Below are 15347 nucleotides of genomic sequence, written 5' to 3' on the forward strand. Positions count from 1 at the left end.
GGCTGGCTAGACTTCTACAACCACCGCAGAAACCACGCAGCCCTCGGAGGACGACCACCCATCAGCAGATGTAACCAACCTGCTGGCTGAGTACAACTAGGACCGTGTCGGCGCGGCGGGCGGACACCTCGGCCTCGGCGGAGTCCAGGACCTCGAGCATGGTGGCGCCGGGCCAGGACAGGTTGAAGAACCGGTTGTTCTCCTCGTCGCGGGCGATGTGTCTCGAGGCGACCCGGGCGGCCCAGTCGCCGTCCAGGGTGCAGCGCCCGTGGCGATACTGTCGTCGATCAGGGCCATGCGTTCGGCCACGTCCAGAGGGTCAGCGGAGACGTAGCACCAGGCTTGTCCGAGGGCTCCTGTGGGCACACGGCGGCGGGCGTAGGCTTCGACCTCGTATGCGTCGGCTGCGGCCAACTCGTCGGGCGTTAGAGCCAGCGGCCGCCGGATACTGTGTCACCTTCACGGCGGACCAGGTGTTGAGCGTCGCATTGTTTGACGGTGGCGCGGTCGTGGCCGGTGACGATACCCGTTTTCCCCGCAGAGTCTTGATTTGAGCTGGTCGGCGGCGTCAGAGTGACGATGACCGGTTAAACGAACGGTCCGGCGTCAGAATTTCGAAGCTCCACGCCGGACCGTTCTAACGCGGAAGGCCGCGCTGATGCTCACGGTAAAACAAGATCTTGAGGTTGTCGAGTCGGAGTTATTTGGCGGGCAGCTGGCCTGTCCCAAGTGTGCCGGCGGACTGCGGCCGTGGGGTTGGGCCAGATTCCGTAAGATCCGCCATGGCACCGGCGCCGGGCAGGACCTGGTTGGGTATCATCCCCGCCGGGCCCGGTGCGCCGGATGCGCGGCCACGCATGTGCTGCTGGCCGTATCTTTGGCTGCCCGGCGGGCCGATGGTGCCGAAGTGATCGCCTCCGCTATCGAAGCCAAGACGGCCAAAGGCCAGGGGCACCGGGTGATCGCCGCCTGGCTGGACCGGCCGGCCTCGACGGTGCGTGACTGGTTGCGGGACTTCAGCCGGTGCGCGCCGAAAATCACCGGGATGTTCACGGCCCTGGTCCTCCGTGATGCTCCGGATGCCGCCGGGGTCTGGCCCAGACCCGCGGCCGGTGACGCCGGCCGGGCGCTCTCGGCCCTGCTGGCCTATGCCGGGGTCCTGGGCGGGCGTTTCGGTGCGCTCGTCACGGTGGCGTGGGTCCAGGCCGGGATCGCGGCCTGCAACGGGTGGCTGTTCTGCCGGCCGTGGTGGGAAAAGAGGCCCAACACCAACCCGCCCTTATGCCCGGAGGAGCCGGCCCGGCACGCTGTGGGGAACACCTGCCCTGATCCGGGGCAGGTGTAACCACTGCCCAGTTGAGAGGAGAGCCCCGTATGGCCGGCTCCCAAAACACCACTTCCCGTGACGGACTTGCCCGCAAAGAGCGGGCGGAGAAGATCGCGATGTTCCGCTACCAGCTCATCCGCGAAGCAGCCGACGCGTCCGTCACGACCCGCCAGCGGGGCCCGCTGGTGCGGGCCCTGGCCACCCGGGAGCATCCGGGCCCGTTCGGCGGGACCATCCGGATATCCAAGGACACCATCGACCGGTGGATCCGCGCCTGGCGTGCCGGCGGGTTCGACGGGCTCATCCCCAAACCCCGCGCCCAGGGCATGGCCACCCCGGAACAGATCCTGTCCCTGGCCGCGACACTCAAACGTGAAAAACCGGCACGCACCGCCGCGCAGGTGCGCCGGATCATGATCGATACCCTCGGCGACGCACCCTCGGAATCAACGCTGCTGCGCCACTTCAGGTCCCTGGATATCCCCACCGGGGTCAGGGAGGTCTTCGGAAGGTTCGAAGCGGACTACCCCAACGAGCTCTGGGTCGGCGACGGACTGCACGGGCCCCGGATCGGCGGACGGAGAACGTATTTGTTCGCGTTCCTGGATGACCATTCCCGCCTCGTCGTAGCTGCCCGGTGGGCGTTCGCCGAGGACTCCGTCAGGCTCTCCGCCGCGCTGCGCCCGGCCCTGCAATCCCGCGGAATCCCGGGAATTTGTTATGTCGACAACGGCTCAGCCTTCGTCGATGCATCCCTGGCCCGCACCTGCGCCCGTCTCGGTATCCGGCTCACGCATTCCAGGCCCTACCGGCCCCAGGGCCGCGGCAAAATCGAGCGGTTCTTGTGCGCCACGAGGCGCGCTGCTATATCCCCGGTGCAGCCGGGACAAACTCGAAGGGAGGTTTGTGGGTCTGATGGCTTACCCGGATACCGAAAGGTGATGGGGACCAGAGCATGCCAGAAAACCGGTGACCGTGCCCAGGTGTTAGGGACGGTGCGCCGGGAAGACCCGCGTGACATGGCGAAGGCTTGATTGCTTGAATCCCAATCTCCAGAAGATGAAAGTTCACATCCACCGGAAATGACACCCGTTGCCGGTGCCGGTCCTGCCAAGGGGAGGAAAAACACTGCGGCAACCTTCGGGACCAGGAGCGATGCCCAATGAAGGCATTTTAAGGAGATGAATGGGGCGCCTAAATCATGCTCGATACGTATAGCAGCGACGAACGTGGGATCACCTACCGGGCGCGAGCCCCATGGTGACGGAGGCCTCGTATTAGTCGCCGGTGTCACGACCGGCCACGGGGGACGGGAAAGCCGTCCACAGGGCGAAGGGGGCCAGATGGTGAAAGGTGACCAGCAGAAATGAGGTATGCGAAATGCAAAGCGCCGAAGCAGTTCTGGGCATCTTGCGTGAACGCGGCAAACGCGGTTTGCCGTGCAATGAGCTATATCGACAATTGTTCAACCCGCAGTTCTATCTGTTGGCCTATGGGCGGATCTACTCCAATAAGGGGGCGATGACCCCGGGGGTCACAGCGGAAACGGTGGATGGCATGTCTATGGGCAAGATCGGGGCCATCATTGAGGCCATGCGTCACGAACGCTACCGGTTCAAGCCTTCACGGCGGATTCTCATTCCCAAAAAGAATGGGAAGACCCGCCCTCTGGGCCTGCCGACGTGGTCGGACAAACTCGTTGGCGAGGTGGTGCGCCTGCTCCTTGAGGCGTACTACGAGCCGACGTTTTCCGACCGCTCTCACGGGTTCCGGCCACGCAGGGGCTGCCATACCGCGTTGCGGGAGGTCGCCAATGTGTGGAAGGGGACCACGTGGTTCATCGAAGGAGATATTGCCGACTGCTTTGGATCGCTCGATCATCAAGTTCTGATCGGCATCTTGTCGGAAAAGATTCATGACGGGCGTTTCCTGGCCCTCATATCCGGCATGCTGACCGCCGGGTACTTGGAGGACTGGAAGTGGGGTGCCACGGTTTCGGGCGCACCCCAGGGCGGTATCGCCTCGCCGGTGCTATCAAATATCTACCTGCATAAGTTGGACGAGTTTGTTGAGGACACACTCATTCCGGACTACACCCGGGGCCGGTTGCGGAAACGAAATCCCGCATACCGGTCGGTGGAAGCACAGATCCTTAGGGCGCGGCGGCGCGGTGAGACTTCCGCAGTGCGGGAGCTTCGCCGCCGTCAATACGCCCTGCCCAGCCAGGATCCGCAAGATCCCGACTACCGGCGTCTGCGCTATATCCGTTATGCGGATGACCACCTTCTCGGGTTCGCCGGGCCCAAGGCCGAAGCCGAGGCCATCAAGGAGCGTCTGGGGGTGTTCCTGCGTGAGGAACTCAGGCTTGAACTCTCCCCTGAAAAGACACTGGTCACCCACGCCCGCACGGGCGCGGCGCGATTCCTTGGCTATGACATTCGAATCGGGCACAATCAGCGGTACCACCGCAATGGCCGCCGTGCGGTCAACGGTGAGATCCAGCTGGGCGTCCCCGACGAGGCGATCAAATCGGCTGCCGCCCCGTATATGGCCAAGGGGAAACCCGGACGCCGGGCCGCATGGATCGGGCACGATGACTACAGCATCGTGGCCAACTATGGTGCCAAATATCGGGGTATCGCCCAGTACTACATGCTTGCCGGTGACATCCGCAAGATGCACCGGCTGCGGTGGGTCATGGAAACTTCCATGCTCAAAACCCTGGCAGGTAAACACGGCTCCTCGGTATCGAAGATGGCGGCACGCTACAAAGCCAAAATCTCCACATCCCAGGGCCTGCGGACCTGTTTCGAGGCCACACTCGAGCGCAAGGGCATGAAGCCACTAGTGGCACGGTTTGGCGGTTTTCCACTCGCACGGCAGAAAACGGCGGTCATCAATGACCGCCTGATTACAGGACGGCATACCCGCACAAGGAGTTGATCGATAGGCTCCGGCACGGTGTATGTGAGATTTGCGGCAGCCGCGACGGGGTGCGGGTGCACCACGTCAAGGCCCTCGCCGACCTCGACCGGTCCGACACCGCACCGCAATGGGCACAGATCATGGCCGCACGACGACGAAAAACACTCATCGTCTGCGGCAGCTGTTACGAACTCGCCCACCGGTAACACACCGGGATCAGCGTCACGTCAACATCATTGGAGAGCCGGATGCCGGGAAACTGGCACGTCCGGTTCGGAGGGAGGCCACGCGGAAAAGGACCCCACCAAGGGCACCTCGCCGCGTGGCCGACCCCACCAACACCGTGACCTCGCAGTTCCTCACCGAAATCACCCCCGCCGGCGCCAACAAAACAGAGAACATCACGCCCGCCGCCACCACCGGCGGTGCCGGCACCGCCGGGGCGGATACGGCCGGGACCGCTATCTCCTCGCTGGAGGAGCTGAACGCGCTGTTCATCTCCTGGGTGGAGATGGTCTACCACCAAAGTGTCCACTCCACGACCGGGCAAACACCGCTGGCACGCTGGGAAGCAGGCTGGGCCAACCGCTGCCCGGACCGGAGGGACCCTGACGTCATCGCCGAAGCGTTCCGCTGGTCAGCGCACCGGACCGTGACGAAATCCGCGACCGTGTCCCTGCAATCCAACACCTACCAGGTCGACCCGCTGCTGGCCGGCAAACGCGTCGAGCTGATCTATGACCCGTTCGACCTGACCGGGCCCATCACCGTCACAGCCGCCGGCGGAGTCCCGGCCGGGGAAGCGGTCCTGCTGCAGATCCGACGCCACGTCCACCACAAAGCGGCCAAAGCCGCCGCCGACGCCGATACCGGCGCCGTCAACGCCTCCTCCGGGATCGACTACCTGCGCCTGGTCGCGGACCGACATAAAGACACCATGGCCGGGGCGCCGATCAGCTTCGACAAAATCGCCGCCAACACCACCAATACCTACACCGCCCGGACCGCCGGAACAGAGAAGGAACTGAGCCGATGAGTATTGCAACCCTGCAGACGCATTACGGTTTCACGAAAATGCCCTTCGGCCGGGACGTCCCGCCCCAGGCCCTGCACGCCCACCCCTCCCACCGCGAAGCGATCGCCCGGATCAACTGGTGCGTCTCCCAACGCCAGCTCGGAGTCATCACCGGGGAAGTCGGCGCCGGGAAAACCGTCGCCGTCCGGGCCGCACTGCACCAACTCGAACCCTCCCGGCACCAGGTCATCTACATCGCGGACCCAACGATCACCATGCGCGGGATCCACACCGCGATCGTCACCGCACTCGGCGGCCAACCCGTGTTCTACTCCGGTGTCCTGGCATCCCAGACCGCGTCCCTGCTCGCCGGGGAACTCGACGAACGCTCCCGCCCGCCCGTGGTCGTCATCGACGAAGCACACCTGCTCAGCAACACCGACCTGGAAGCCCTGCGGATGCTCACAAACACCGAAATGGATACCGGATCGCACTTCGCGCTGCTGCTCATCGGCCAGCCCACCCTGCGCCGCCGACTCAAACTCGCCGTCCTGGCAGCCCTGGACCAAAGGATCTCCACCCGCTACACGATCACCGGAATGGGACCAGCCGACACCACCGACTACATCCGTCAGCACCTCAAATACGCCGGCCGCTCCGACCCGCTGTTCTCCGACGACGCGACCACCGCGATCCACCAGGCATCAAGGGGATACCCGCGGGCCGTGAACAACCTCGCCGTGGCCTCCCTGATCGCTACCTACGCCAGCAACAAGTCCATCGTGGACCTCGGCGCAGCCCAATCCGCGATCACCGAAAACAGCGAGTAACCCCCTCTGACGCCGACGTCACCGATCACGACCGCCACGTCACCATAACGATCAACGCCCCGCCGGAAACCACCGGCGGGGCATTTCCATACCCGGCCCATCGTCACCGGACAAGACGGCCACACCGTCAAATAACGCGACGGATAACACCAGGCCGAGGTATACGTTCTTGCCGCTCGTGGCAATCACATACAGGTCGGTGATGACGACCTCGGTGGTTCCGTGCCCGATTAGGGAGTTCTTGACCATATTGACCCGGGTGCCGAACATAGACTGCTGCACCGTCATCCAACAGGGTGCCGAACGAGAAGCCCTAGCTCGGTGGGTCAGAGGTTGCAGTGGGTTCCGGCTGGGCCACAGCGGTTGCTCCCTGGGCAGAATTTTCGTCACTTGGACGCGCGCCGCGGACGAACGGAAGCCTTACCGATCCGACAAACTTAGCGGCGTCGTCGTCCTCTGGGAGCGCCCCATCTGACGGCCTCACTGAATCCCGGGCGAAAAGTTATCCTCGTCATCCACTCAATCGAAAGTTCAGCCGTGATAAGCCGTTAGCGTTTCACTGTGTCCGGTGGCGTGCCACCGGACACAGTGAAACGCTGCCGGCCCGCCTTATCGTCGGCCGAAGTAGAAGTGGATTCTAATAGCCGTAAGTTCGCCCCGCGTACGTTCGCTGCTGGCGGTCAGCATCCCCACACGGAGGAAGACGCGGCCAGTTCCATGGCGCTGACACCTTGTTCTTTTCTTTCGCGGGCAAGCTCGCCCGGCAGCGAGTAGCGCGGCGCGGCGGCGGCCGAACGGGCGGCGTGAGTGACGATCGAGTCAGTGAGCGACTTGACCATGTCCAGCCGCGGGTACTCTGCGTGGATGCGTTGCTCCTGTGACATGACGACGTCGGCCTTGTGGCCAAAGTCGATCCCGATCCCCTCCGTTGTCAGGTAGGCGAGAAGTCCTCGACGCTCGGCGATGCCCGGTGAACTGTGCAAGGCGATCGCTTCCCAGACCCGGTCAACGTCCCCCGCCGCCACACCATGCCGGGTTAGGATTTCGGCAGCCAGATCGGCGCCCTCCACCTCAAACCGTTCCTCGCCGGGTGCCTTGGTGCCGGTACCCAGGTCATGCATGATGCAGGCCGCGAAGAGAAGGCCCCGGTCATATGCCGCATCGTTCTGTGCGCCCTCGTGCTTCGCGAGAAGTTCAGCAAACAGGAAGCTCCGAATGCTGTGATTGGCTACCGAGGGACTCTCCGAAGCCTGTACTACAGCGAATGCCGCGCGGGCGACCGGGGTGGACGGCAGGTCGATTGAAGATGTCATGTCCCCTACGCTAACGATTGGCCGCCTGAATCAAAATGGCAGAAATGACATATATTAACCATATACTGCCATTCCGCGCGTTCCCTTCTCCTGGGATATGTATCCAATGTTGGCGATCTGCCGGAACCGGGGCCACTGCGCACCGCCTTCGCCTTCTCGTTCTCCAACGGCGAAACGACTGAGCTATCCATCGAGCAAGCTCCCGAGCGCCCTGGTGGCCACTTCGACGCGTGAAGGCCTTCTAGTGCTCCGCATGTTCATGCCGGACGAAGGGCACATTGACGAACTTCGATATATCTGCGAAACTCTAAATATTGATGCATATCGATATTTAGTGCCCTCGGGGCCTTTTGAAAGGACATTTCCGTGAACTATATTCCGCCCGAGGAATGGCTGAAGCTGCAGCACCAAGAGCGTGAACATCTCGTCAAGCAGCTACGCGGGGAGCGGGCCGCCAGCTCCGGGGCAGGCTGGGACATCCGGGATGGCCTGAGGGTTCTGAGGACTTGGCGCTTTCTAACCCTCCGGGAATTCTGGCGCACCTCGTCAACAACCGAAAATCAGGCCTGCTGCTGACGCCCGCGTGAGATTCGTCGCGGAAAGATCGCCGGCCAGCATGCCTCAGCAGGAAACGCTTCGGCTGGTACCGCGCGGAAATTGCGCTCGTCAGGGAGGTGTCTCTGGCCAACCAGGTCCCTGACCATGCTTGGATAGGACCATGTCTGTTTCTCCGACGGTCGCTGTCTGCGGCCCCGCTTCGTGGAACCACCTCATCGTCCTTGACCACCTCCCGGAGCCTGTCCCGCACATGCAGTTCGCGCGCCGCTCCTGGCAGACTGTCGGGGGCACCTCGGCGGGCAAGGCTCTGCACCTTGCGGATCTCGGCATCGGAGTGCGCTTATGCTCGCCTCTTGGGACGGACGGCGATGGCGAGCGGGTCCGCCGCGCCCTCATCGCGGCCGGCGTTACCGTCGAAACGATTGCATCTGACCGCACCGAGCGCCACGTCAACCTCATGGCCGAGAGCGGCCGAGTATCCCTTTATGTTTCGACCCCTTCCACGCCACCGGAAGATGAGCTCGAAGCTGCTGCGGCGGTGATGGCGGCAGCGGATCTAACCGTGATTGACCTGAGCGAACTCGGTGTTCTCCTGCTGGAACGCGAAAAAGTCCGACAGTCACCGCTGTGGGTGGATCTTCACGACTACGACGGATCGTCGGCGTTCCATGAGCCATTCCTGCGTGCGGCCGACGCCGTGTTCATGAATGACGACCGGACGGACGATCCCTGGGAGCTCATGCGCTCCTGCCTAGAGCGGGGCCCTCGCTTGGCAGTGTGCACACGCGGGGCGGCAGGGGCGATCGCGCTCGAAGAGGACGGGACGCAGCATGAGGTTGACGCAGTTCCCGCCAAAGTGGTGGACACGAACGGTGCCGGCGATGCGTTCATGGCCGGTTTCCTGGCTGCGACCCTGCGCGGCGCGCCGGTTGCTCGTGCCCTCCGGGCAGCTGCGGCGCAGGCCCGCATCGCGATTGAGAGTGAGCATCTGCACCCGGTGCTCGGGCGTTGATTCCGCCTCGGCGTTGCAGGGCGTTCCTCCCCCACTAACCCGCGAACCACCTACCCGCAGATGAGAACCACCATATTACGAATGTTGCTCTTTCTTCGGTGGTCTCTGGTTCTCAGCGCGCGCGGCTGGAGGCGCTCTCCACCTCCCGGACGGCGTCTCACCGGGAGGTGGAGTGCCGATGTCTTACGAGGGGCCTTCGAGTGGGTGGATCGCCCGGGTTGTCGAGGTGAGCCGGCGACGGTGCGGTCCTGGCGGGTCAGGCTCGCTGGGAATAGCAAGTTGATTTGGCCCCGGGTTAGTCGCTTGTTTTGGCCCCACCCCGGGTAGGGTTTTACTGCCTGGCCGCCGGGGCGGCCGGGGTTATCCTTTCCGTACTTGGCGGGTGGTTTTGAGGCGGTAGGCATCGGTTCCGGTGTTGATGGAGTGGCCGCGGGACGTCAGCCTGTCCACGATGGCCGCCGCGAGGCGGGGATCGGTGAAGGCCTGGCCCCACCCGCTGAAGTTGGCGTTGGAAGCGCAGGCGATGGATGCCCAGCTCCTATCTCTGCGAGAGGAATCACAAAGTAGGTTTTCCTCCGGATCGGATTTTTCGCTCGACGCGGTCACCATGATCGGCAGCACCGGTAGAACATCGACAGACCGCTCCACTACTTCTCGGGCGGCCCCGATCTTGCCGGACCGGCTCGAATCACTCGTCGACCTGCAGCCGAGGTAGTACGTCTGCCCCAGGCGCGGCAATCTTCCCTTTCTTCGGCATTGCGGAGCAGGCAGAGAACACGTTACTGTACGAACGTTCGCATATGTAGTAGGAGAGGTGTTATGAGCGTGCCTGGCTGGATGGTTCCCGTAGCGATGCGGTTGTTGGACGCAGTAAGCCCTTACATCGCTGCCCGCCTAGCGGCAGTGCTGTTTTGGCATCTTGGCAGGCCATCTTCCGTCCGAGCCGTAGAACGAGAGGTCCACGAGTCCGCCGCCGTGGAGCAGGTGGTGTTCGGCCGCACGGCAGTGACGGTGTACACCTGGGGCACCGGTAACTCGGTTATTCTGCTTGTGCACGGTTGGCGGAGCCGGGCGTCCCGGTTCAGTCATCTTGTGAAGGCACTGGTGAGGGACGGTCACATGCTCGTTTCGTTTGACGCTCCCGGCCACGGGGCGTCCGGGAAGGGACCTTCCAACGTAGTCGAATGGGCAGGCATCATCCGGGAACTGGAAGCACGCTATGGTCATTTCGACGCGGTTGTCGGGCATTCATTCGGCGTTCTTGCCGCTTTCCACGCCGTGCGGATGGGGGTCACCACGGGCCGAATGGTAACAATCGCTGGTGTGCATAGTCTTGAGCACCTCGTGACGTCCTTTACCCAAGTGATCCGGTTGCCGACGCGGGCCCGTGAGCGCTTCCGAGCCCGGATCAATCAGCTGGTGTTTGTCGACAGCGCCTTCGAGTGGGGGCAGATTGTGTCCCAGCTTGATTCAGACAGCAGCTGTCATTTTCCGAAGTCATCTGCACGAAATGTCCAAAGTCGTCTGCACGGCCGATCCCCATGTCCCGCATGGGGATCCTTCAGCGGGCACAGACTCGGCTCTCCGCGGTACAGCATGACCGCTTTCCTGAATGGGAGGTCACTGTGGAGGAAGATTACGTGGCGGGCCAGAGCCTCGATGTGAAACCTCGCGCGGGGCACGCCGCCGAGAGATCGTGCATCGAACGGAATTCGGGTTCGTCAGCGCACCAGGAGATCCGGGGTGCCGGTGATGATGTCCTTGAACTCGTTGCCGGGGTTGTCCGGGTGCAGGGGTGAGGAGGTGCGGCGGAGTCGTGGCGGACGGAAACGATGGGGCGGCCGGTTTCTCGCCAGCGCGCCAGCAGGGCGGGGATATCTGCTGCCCTGGAGCAGCGCTCATGACGGCGGTCAAGAACGTGTCCAGGCAGATAGGGCGGTCACGACGTTATCGACGAGACGGGTGAAGCTACGTTCGAGGTCAACGGGTAGTCCGAACGCGCCGTTTGTTTCCAGGGCAACGAAGCCGTGGAGTGCGGATCGCAGGAATCTGGTTGCGTGGACTGCGTCATCGCTGTGGAGGTCGTATCCCGCGAGAACTGCGAATACGACGTCGGTGATAGCGGAGGATGCGTCTTGATCATCATCGTCACCAGGCTCAGGGGCACGCACGGTGAGTGGGTATTGCCCAGGATGTTTTAGAGCCCAGTCACGGTATGCCAATGACATCCCAGTGATGGCACTGTCTCGGGAGCGCCCGATAGCGGCCTGCCCCATGACGTGGCCGAGGTCAGTCTTGGCACGGAGCATGATGCCGTGCTGTAGGCCCGTGAGCCCATCGACATGTTTGTAGAGAGAGGGCGTCCTGACGTTGAGACTTTCGGCGAGGGCAGCGAGGCTGAGTGCGTCGTTCGGTCGCGCGTCAAGCAGTTGGGCGGCGCGCTCGATCACGATCGCCGAGTCGAGGCCGGCTCTAGGCACGGTTGCTGAGGCCGGCGAGGAAGCGCAGAACGGCAGCCGAGGTGAGATCGGGCTGTTGGGAGTGCGGGTAATGGCCGGCATCGGGCACCAAGACGACGTTGCCGCGCAGGGCCTCAGCGATCCACTCGGCCTCGTCCTGCGGGTCCTTGAAGTCGGGGTCCTTTTCTCCCATCACCACGAGGGTTGGCGTGTGGACCGCGGGCAGGCTCGCCTCGGCCAGCGCGTGGTCCGTGCGGGTGGTGAGGCTGAAGGCGCGGGCGTAGCCGGGGCGTTTCATGCTGGCGACGGCCTGGTCGCGGTACTCGGTGAAATCGGCAGGCTTCGTGCCGGAGTTGAGCGTGGGCAGGTAGGCCTTCCATGCGGCGACCGCCCAAGGGCGGGCCATTATGACGCGGAAGAGCAGCGCCCTGATGGCGCTGACGGCTGGGTTGCGGACGAATGGTCCGACGAGCACTAGCCCCGAGACGAGCTCGGGATGCTCCGCGGCGACGATGACGGCCGAGCCCGCGGCCATTGAGTTACCGACGATAACCGCGGGCTCCCCGAGCTCGCGCAGCAAAGCGGTGACGTCGCCGGCGGTGTCCACGTCGCCGAAGCTGCTGAAGCCGGCGTCACTGTCGCCGTGGCCGCGGAGGTCGGTCATCGCGACGGTGTAGCCGGCGGCAACGAGGGCGGGCGCAAGGAAGCGGTAGGTCGACCGCAACTCTCCCATGCCGGGGACGAGCAAGATGAGCGGCCCAGTGCCGTGCACGTCGTAGGCGATTCTCCCTTGGGCGGGCCGGTCGAGGTATCTGGTGTGCATTGTCGAAGTCATGTAGCTAATCTACTTAGCTTTATGGCTATTGTCAATCTATCTCTCGTGACACCGGGTGAAGCGCGATACATGCCTCTCTTTGGAAGACGTCCCGTAAGCCGGTCTTCCACCGGGCCGCCCCACCGCCTTTCTCAGCACTCGTCGAAATATCCGCGATGCCGGGCTGCTAGATTCCCGTAAGACCCGCCCGCCAAATTGCCCGGTGAGGGGGCCTTATACGGCCGTCTGGAGGTCTCAATAAGGGATAGATTTTCAAGACACCGGATCCGACCCCAGGAAGACAGGGAAAATTTTGTCATTTTCAGAAGCCGACTGCACAGGATGTCAGAAGTCCTCTGCACAACGCTGTCGTGGACGTATGCCGATCCTTCACTGCGACACGAATCGAGTCAGACAGCGGCAACGGTCACTTCTCGGCCGACGATCATAGCTAAGAGGTCATCTAGAGTTCCGTGGCACTTCTCCAACTCAGGTAGGTGGTAGAACGTGCTGGTGGCCTCAAGGTTGTTGATGACTTCGTCCGGCGAATACAGGATTGTCCTTCTGCCTTGAGCGATCGCGATGCCAAGCTCAACATGCGTGCCCTTCCCTCCTGGAAGCAGGATTACGACGACGTCGGCACCTATCACTGCATCTCTCTCATGCTGCCCGATGGAGCGCAGGTCACCGAGGGTGGCTGTACCCGCATCGCGCGCCGACGCGTTCTGGGTCCAGTCGTACGTGTTGACGTAGCCCTTGCTTTCCAAGGTTTGCGCGATGTACCGGACGTTGACGATATTCCTGAAGCTCGACGCAACATAGAACCTTTTCAAAGCTTCTGCCTCCTGATTGGGCCTGCGACCATTACGCACCATCACCCTTAGCCTCGGTATGTTGTCGATCCTTTCAATGACGTTGCCACACGGGCAACTCCCCTGTGCGTCTACCGCGCAAGTAGTTTTTGGCCGTCGGGTCGCAACTCCCCGCTGGGCGACACGTGCCGGTACAGAGTTTGGCGGGTGATGCCAAGTTCGGCACAAAGATCGCTTATTTTGGTTTCGGGTTTTCCCATGGACGCCACAGCGAGCCGGAGTTTCGCGGGAGTCATCTTGTAAGGACGCCCGCCGTTCCGTCCACGTGCCCGTGCTGAGGCGAGCCCGGCGAGGGTGCGTTCTGAGATGAGCTCACGTTCGAATTCGGCTAGGGCGGCGAAGATGCCAAAGACCAGTTTGCCGGAAGCCGTGGTGGTGTCGATGGCGGCGCCCTGGCCGGTGAGGACTTTGAGCCCGATGCCGCGTTCGGTGAGCTCGTGGACGATATTGACCAGATGCCGCAGATCCCGGCCCAGCCGGTCCAGTTTCCAGACCACCAGGGTGTCGCCGTGGCGCAGGGCCTTCAGGCAGGAGGTCAGGTGCGGCCGGTCATCCTTCCTGCCGGAGGCTTGATCCTCATACAGGCAGTCCGCGTCCACGCCGGCGGCCAGGAGCGCATCACGCTGCAGATCGGTCGATTGTGAGCCGTCTGTCAGTTTCAGAAGTCGTCTGCACCGGATCCCGCGGAAGTATAGGGCGAGTGCAGAGGACTCCTGACATCGAGGCGTTCGAAGCCGTCTGCACCAACCGTCGTTTTGTCTGAAGTCGTGTGCACCAACCGTCATTCTGTCCGAAGTCGCCTGCACGAAACTCCACCGCCGTCCGGGATTTTAGGCGCTCGGCTGGGTCTCGGCGGTCAGCGTTTCCGGTGGACGGGGCGGCAGGTAGCGGTAGAGGCTGGAGCGGGTAATACCGGTGGCCTCGACGATCTCGGAGATGGACTGATTTTCCTGATCGCGAAGGTGTGCGGCGTAGGCCAGTTTCGCTGGATCGATCACGCTGGGCCGACCGATCTTTTTACCCTTGGCAGCAGCAACGGCACGCGCGTGAGCTGCGCGTTCGATTGCATAGGTTCGTTCCATTTGGCCGAAGAGCGCGAGCATCACCACTGCCAGCTGCGACATGGGATCCTCCGGATTGGCGGAATCGACCCGGATCGGGTCGGCCAGGTTCCGGACGCCGACGCCGCGGCCTGCCAGGTCGTGGATGAGGTTCAGCGTGTCCCGGACGGTACGGCCCAACCGGTCCAGGGTGTGCACCACGATTACGTCCCCGTCGCGGGCCTGGTCGAGGGCTTCATGCAGTCCGGGCCGGTTCGTGGTGGATCCGGATTTCTTGTCCACGTAGATATGTTTGGCGGGGATCCCCTCGCCGCGCAGCGCGTCGATCTGCCGGTCGAGGTCCTGTTTCGCGGTCGAGACGCGGGCGTACCCAATATCCATGGGACAACTGTACCGATACTTATCCTGCACGCTCGGCCCGGGACGCCGAAGTGAACATAGTTGTGGAACGAATTTTCGTGGCGCGTCGCAAATTTTGTATGGCCTCCCAAGGTCGTTCCACTTCCTTGGTTGTGGAAGGCGTTTGCGATGTTGTAGGAATCAAACAAGACGGGGTGGCCGAGGTCTGAGGCTGAGGCTGCGGCAAAACGATACGGCGTGCAACCCGAGGAGCCGTTTCGTGTGGTTATCCCGGTCATGTCGTACGCTGCATTTATGAATACGAGGGGCGTTCTGGCGTCCGTGCTGTGTCTTCTCGCCACCGCGAGCATTGCAGCCTGCAGCCCAAATCTTTCGGCGACGCCGGCTGCTTCCGCGGTGCAGTCGACCTATTCACCAAAACAGCTGCCACCACGGCCTACGCTCCGCCCTGCGACTCCGGACGCCGAACATATATATACAACTATCTCCGGGCAATACAGGGTGAACGGAACTACGCTCACGAGGCCTGAGTGGGATCGCCTACACGATGCAATTTGCAAGGACTTCGCCATCACAGCCGAAGGATTGCTGGTACCAACGCAGGCCAATGGACTGGATCCTAAGAACCAGCAATCTTTGGCAGACTGGGGCAGGGCAGGAGCGGCCCTAGATGGCTGCACCAACGGTGTCGAGATGAGTTCGGCCGCCGGATTCACATGGTCCTTGCTCCTAAAACAGCTTCTCCATCAGCGAGACATTGACGACATAAAACGCGTCGGAGACTTCAATCAGGCCCTGATC

Annotated in this window: 15 protein-coding genes and 1 pseudogene; 8 read left to right on the plus strand and 8 right to left on the minus strand. The window is 62.7% G+C overall.

The window, feature by feature from the left end; genetic code table 11:
* Window positions 1-907: 907 nt before the first annotated feature.
* The 6 genes from RCH15_RS16365 (at window position 908) to RCH15_RS16390 (ending at window position 6097) form a co-directional block, all read left to right on the plus strand.
* Window positions 908-1345, plus strand: coding sequence for a hypothetical protein (locus RCH15_RS16365; RefSeq protein ID WP_326961723.1), 438 nt, complete (start codon window positions 908-910; stop codon window positions 1343-1345).
* 29 nt (window positions 1346-1374) lie between these two features.
* Window positions 1375-2361 carry a DDE-type integrase/transposase/recombinase gene (locus tag RCH15_RS16370; RefSeq protein ID WP_326961724.1) on the plus strand — a complete coding sequence of 329 codons (987 nt, stop codon included), beginning with the start codon at window positions 1375-1377 and terminating at the stop codon, window positions 2359-2361.
* Between the two features lie 346 nt (window positions 2362-2707).
* Window positions 2708-4270 carry a reverse transcriptase domain-containing protein gene (locus RCH15_RS16375; protein WP_326961725.1) on the plus strand — a complete coding sequence of 521 codons (1563 nt, stop codon included), beginning with the start codon at window positions 2708-2710 and terminating at the stop codon, window positions 4268-4270.
* Complete coding sequence (locus RCH15_RS16380; protein WP_326961726.1) at window positions 4267-4458, plus strand: HNH endonuclease; 192 nt, start codon at window positions 4267-4269, stop codon at window positions 4456-4458. The genes RCH15_RS16375 and RCH15_RS16380 overlap by 4 nt, the downstream gene beginning before the upstream one ends.
* A 116-nt stretch (window positions 4459-4574) precedes the next feature.
* On the plus strand, window positions 4575-5288 hold the full coding sequence (locus tag RCH15_RS16385; RefSeq protein WP_326961727.1) for a Mu transposase C-terminal domain-containing protein: 714 nt from the start codon (window positions 4575-4577) through the stop codon (window positions 5286-5288).
* The gene (locus tag RCH15_RS16390; protein ID WP_326961728.1) at window positions 5285-6097 is read left to right on the plus strand and encodes an ExeA family protein; all 813 of its coding nucleotides are present in this window, start codon (window positions 5285-5287) and stop codon (window positions 6095-6097) included. The genes RCH15_RS16385 and RCH15_RS16390 overlap by 4 nt, the downstream gene beginning before the upstream one ends.
* A 51-nt stretch (window positions 6098-6148) precedes the next feature.
* Here the strand turns inward: RCH15_RS16390 and RCH15_RS16395 are convergent, their stop codons facing one another.
* Window positions 6149-6385 carry a hypothetical protein gene (locus RCH15_RS16395; protein ID WP_326961729.1) on the minus strand — a complete coding sequence of 79 codons (237 nt, stop codon included), beginning with the start codon at window positions 6383-6385 and terminating at the stop codon, window positions 6149-6151.
* Window positions 6386-6777: 392 nt separating this feature from the next.
* Entirely contained in the window at window positions 6778-7410 is a 633-nt protein-coding gene (locus RCH15_RS16400) for an HD domain-containing protein (protein WP_326961730.1), read from the minus strand.
* Window positions 7411-8128: 718 nt separating this feature from the next.
* Here RCH15_RS16400 and RCH15_RS16405 point away from each other — a divergent pair.
* Window positions 8129-8980: a carbohydrate kinase family protein gene (locus RCH15_RS16405; RefSeq protein WP_326961731.1), complete on the plus strand. Its 852-nt coding sequence runs from the start codon at window positions 8129-8131 to the stop codon at window positions 8978-8980.
* Between the two features lie 360 nt (window positions 8981-9340).
* On the opposite strand, the pseudogene RCH15_RS16410 reads toward RCH15_RS16405, so the two are convergent.
* A pseudogene (locus RCH15_RS16410) lies at window positions 9341-9508 on the minus strand (ATP-binding protein); the annotation flags it as partial.
* A gap of 324 nt (window positions 9509-9832) precedes the next feature.
* Between RCH15_RS16410 and RCH15_RS19125 the strand changes: the two are divergent.
* Complete coding sequence (locus RCH15_RS19125; RefSeq protein ID WP_442784534.1) at window positions 9833-10645, plus strand: alpha/beta fold hydrolase; 813 nt, start codon at window positions 9833-9835, stop codon at window positions 10643-10645.
* A gap of 245 nt (window positions 10646-10890) precedes the next feature.
* Here RCH15_RS19125 and RCH15_RS16415 read toward each other — a convergent pair whose 3' ends face one another.
* The 5 genes from RCH15_RS16415 to RCH15_RS16435 all read right to left on the minus strand — a co-directional run bounded on the left by RCH15_RS16415 (window position 10891) and on the right by RCH15_RS16435 (window position 14567).
* Window positions 10891-11541 (minus strand): TetR-like C-terminal domain-containing protein, encoded by a 651-nt coding sequence (locus RCH15_RS16415; RefSeq protein WP_326961732.1) that lies wholly within the window; start codon window positions 11539-11541, stop codon window positions 10891-10893.
* Complete coding sequence (locus RCH15_RS16420) at window positions 11453-12274, minus strand: alpha/beta fold hydrolase (RefSeq protein WP_326961733.1); 822 nt, start codon at window positions 12272-12274, stop codon at window positions 11453-11455. The genes RCH15_RS16415 and RCH15_RS16420 overlap by 89 nt, the downstream gene beginning before the upstream one ends.
* Before the next feature lie 389 nt (window positions 12275-12663).
* Window positions 12664-13086: a nucleoside 2-deoxyribosyltransferase gene (locus RCH15_RS16425; RefSeq protein WP_326961734.1), complete on the minus strand. Its 423-nt coding sequence runs from the start codon at window positions 13084-13086 to the stop codon at window positions 12664-12666.
* Between the two features lie 110 nt (window positions 13087-13196).
* On the minus strand, window positions 13197-13805 hold the full coding sequence (locus RCH15_RS16430) for a recombinase family protein (protein ID WP_326961762.1): 609 nt from the start codon (window positions 13803-13805) through the stop codon (window positions 13197-13199).
* Between the two features lie 150 nt (window positions 13806-13955).
* Entirely contained in the window at window positions 13956-14567 is a 612-nt protein-coding gene (locus RCH15_RS16435; protein WP_326961735.1) for a recombinase family protein, read from the minus strand.
* Between the last annotated feature and the right edge of the window lie 780 nt (window positions 14568-15347).

Source organism: Arthrobacter sp. MP_M4 (assembly GCF_035984855.1).
In the GTDB taxonomy this organism is placed as follows: domain Bacteria; phylum Actinomycetota; class Actinomycetes; order Actinomycetales; family Micrococcaceae; genus Arthrobacter.

Coding starts and splice junctions, on each gene's coding strand:
- RCH15_RS16370 (WP_326961724.1), top strand. CDS start 1,375: ATGGCCGGCTCCCAAAACACCACTTCCCGTGACGGACTTGCCCGCAAA.
- RCH15_RS16375 (WP_326961725.1), top strand. CDS start 2,708: ATGCAAAGCGCCGAAGCAGTTCTGGGCATCTTGCGTGAACGCGGCAAA.
- RCH15_RS16390 (WP_326961728.1), top strand. CDS start 5,285: ATGAGTATTGCAACCCTGCAGACGCATTACGGTTTCACGAAAATGCCC.
- RCH15_RS16395 (WP_326961729.1), bottom strand. CDS start 6,385: ATGACGGTGCAGCAGTCTATGTTCGGCACCCGGGTCAATATGGTCAAG.
- RCH15_RS16400 (WP_326961730.1), bottom strand. CDS start 7,410: ATGACATCTTCAATCGACCTGCCGTCCACCCCGGTCGCCCGCGCGGCA.
- RCH15_RS16405 (WP_326961731.1), top strand. CDS start 8,129: ATGTCTGTTTCTCCGACGGTCGCTGTCTGCGGCCCCGCTTCGTGGAAC.
- RCH15_RS19125 (WP_442784534.1), top strand. CDS start 9,833: ATGCGGTTGTTGGACGCAGTAAGCCCTTACATCGCTGCCCGCCTAGCG.
- RCH15_RS16415 (WP_326961732.1), bottom strand. CDS start 11,541: ATGCCGGCCATTACCCGCACTCCCAACAGCCCGATCTCACCTCGGCTG.
- RCH15_RS16420 (WP_326961733.1), bottom strand. CDS start 12,274: ATGACTTCGACAATGCACACCAGATACCTCGACCGGCCCGCCCAAGGG.
- RCH15_RS16435 (WP_326961735.1), bottom strand. CDS start 14,567: ATGGATATTGGGTACGCCCGCGTCTCGACCGCGAAACAGGACCTCGAC.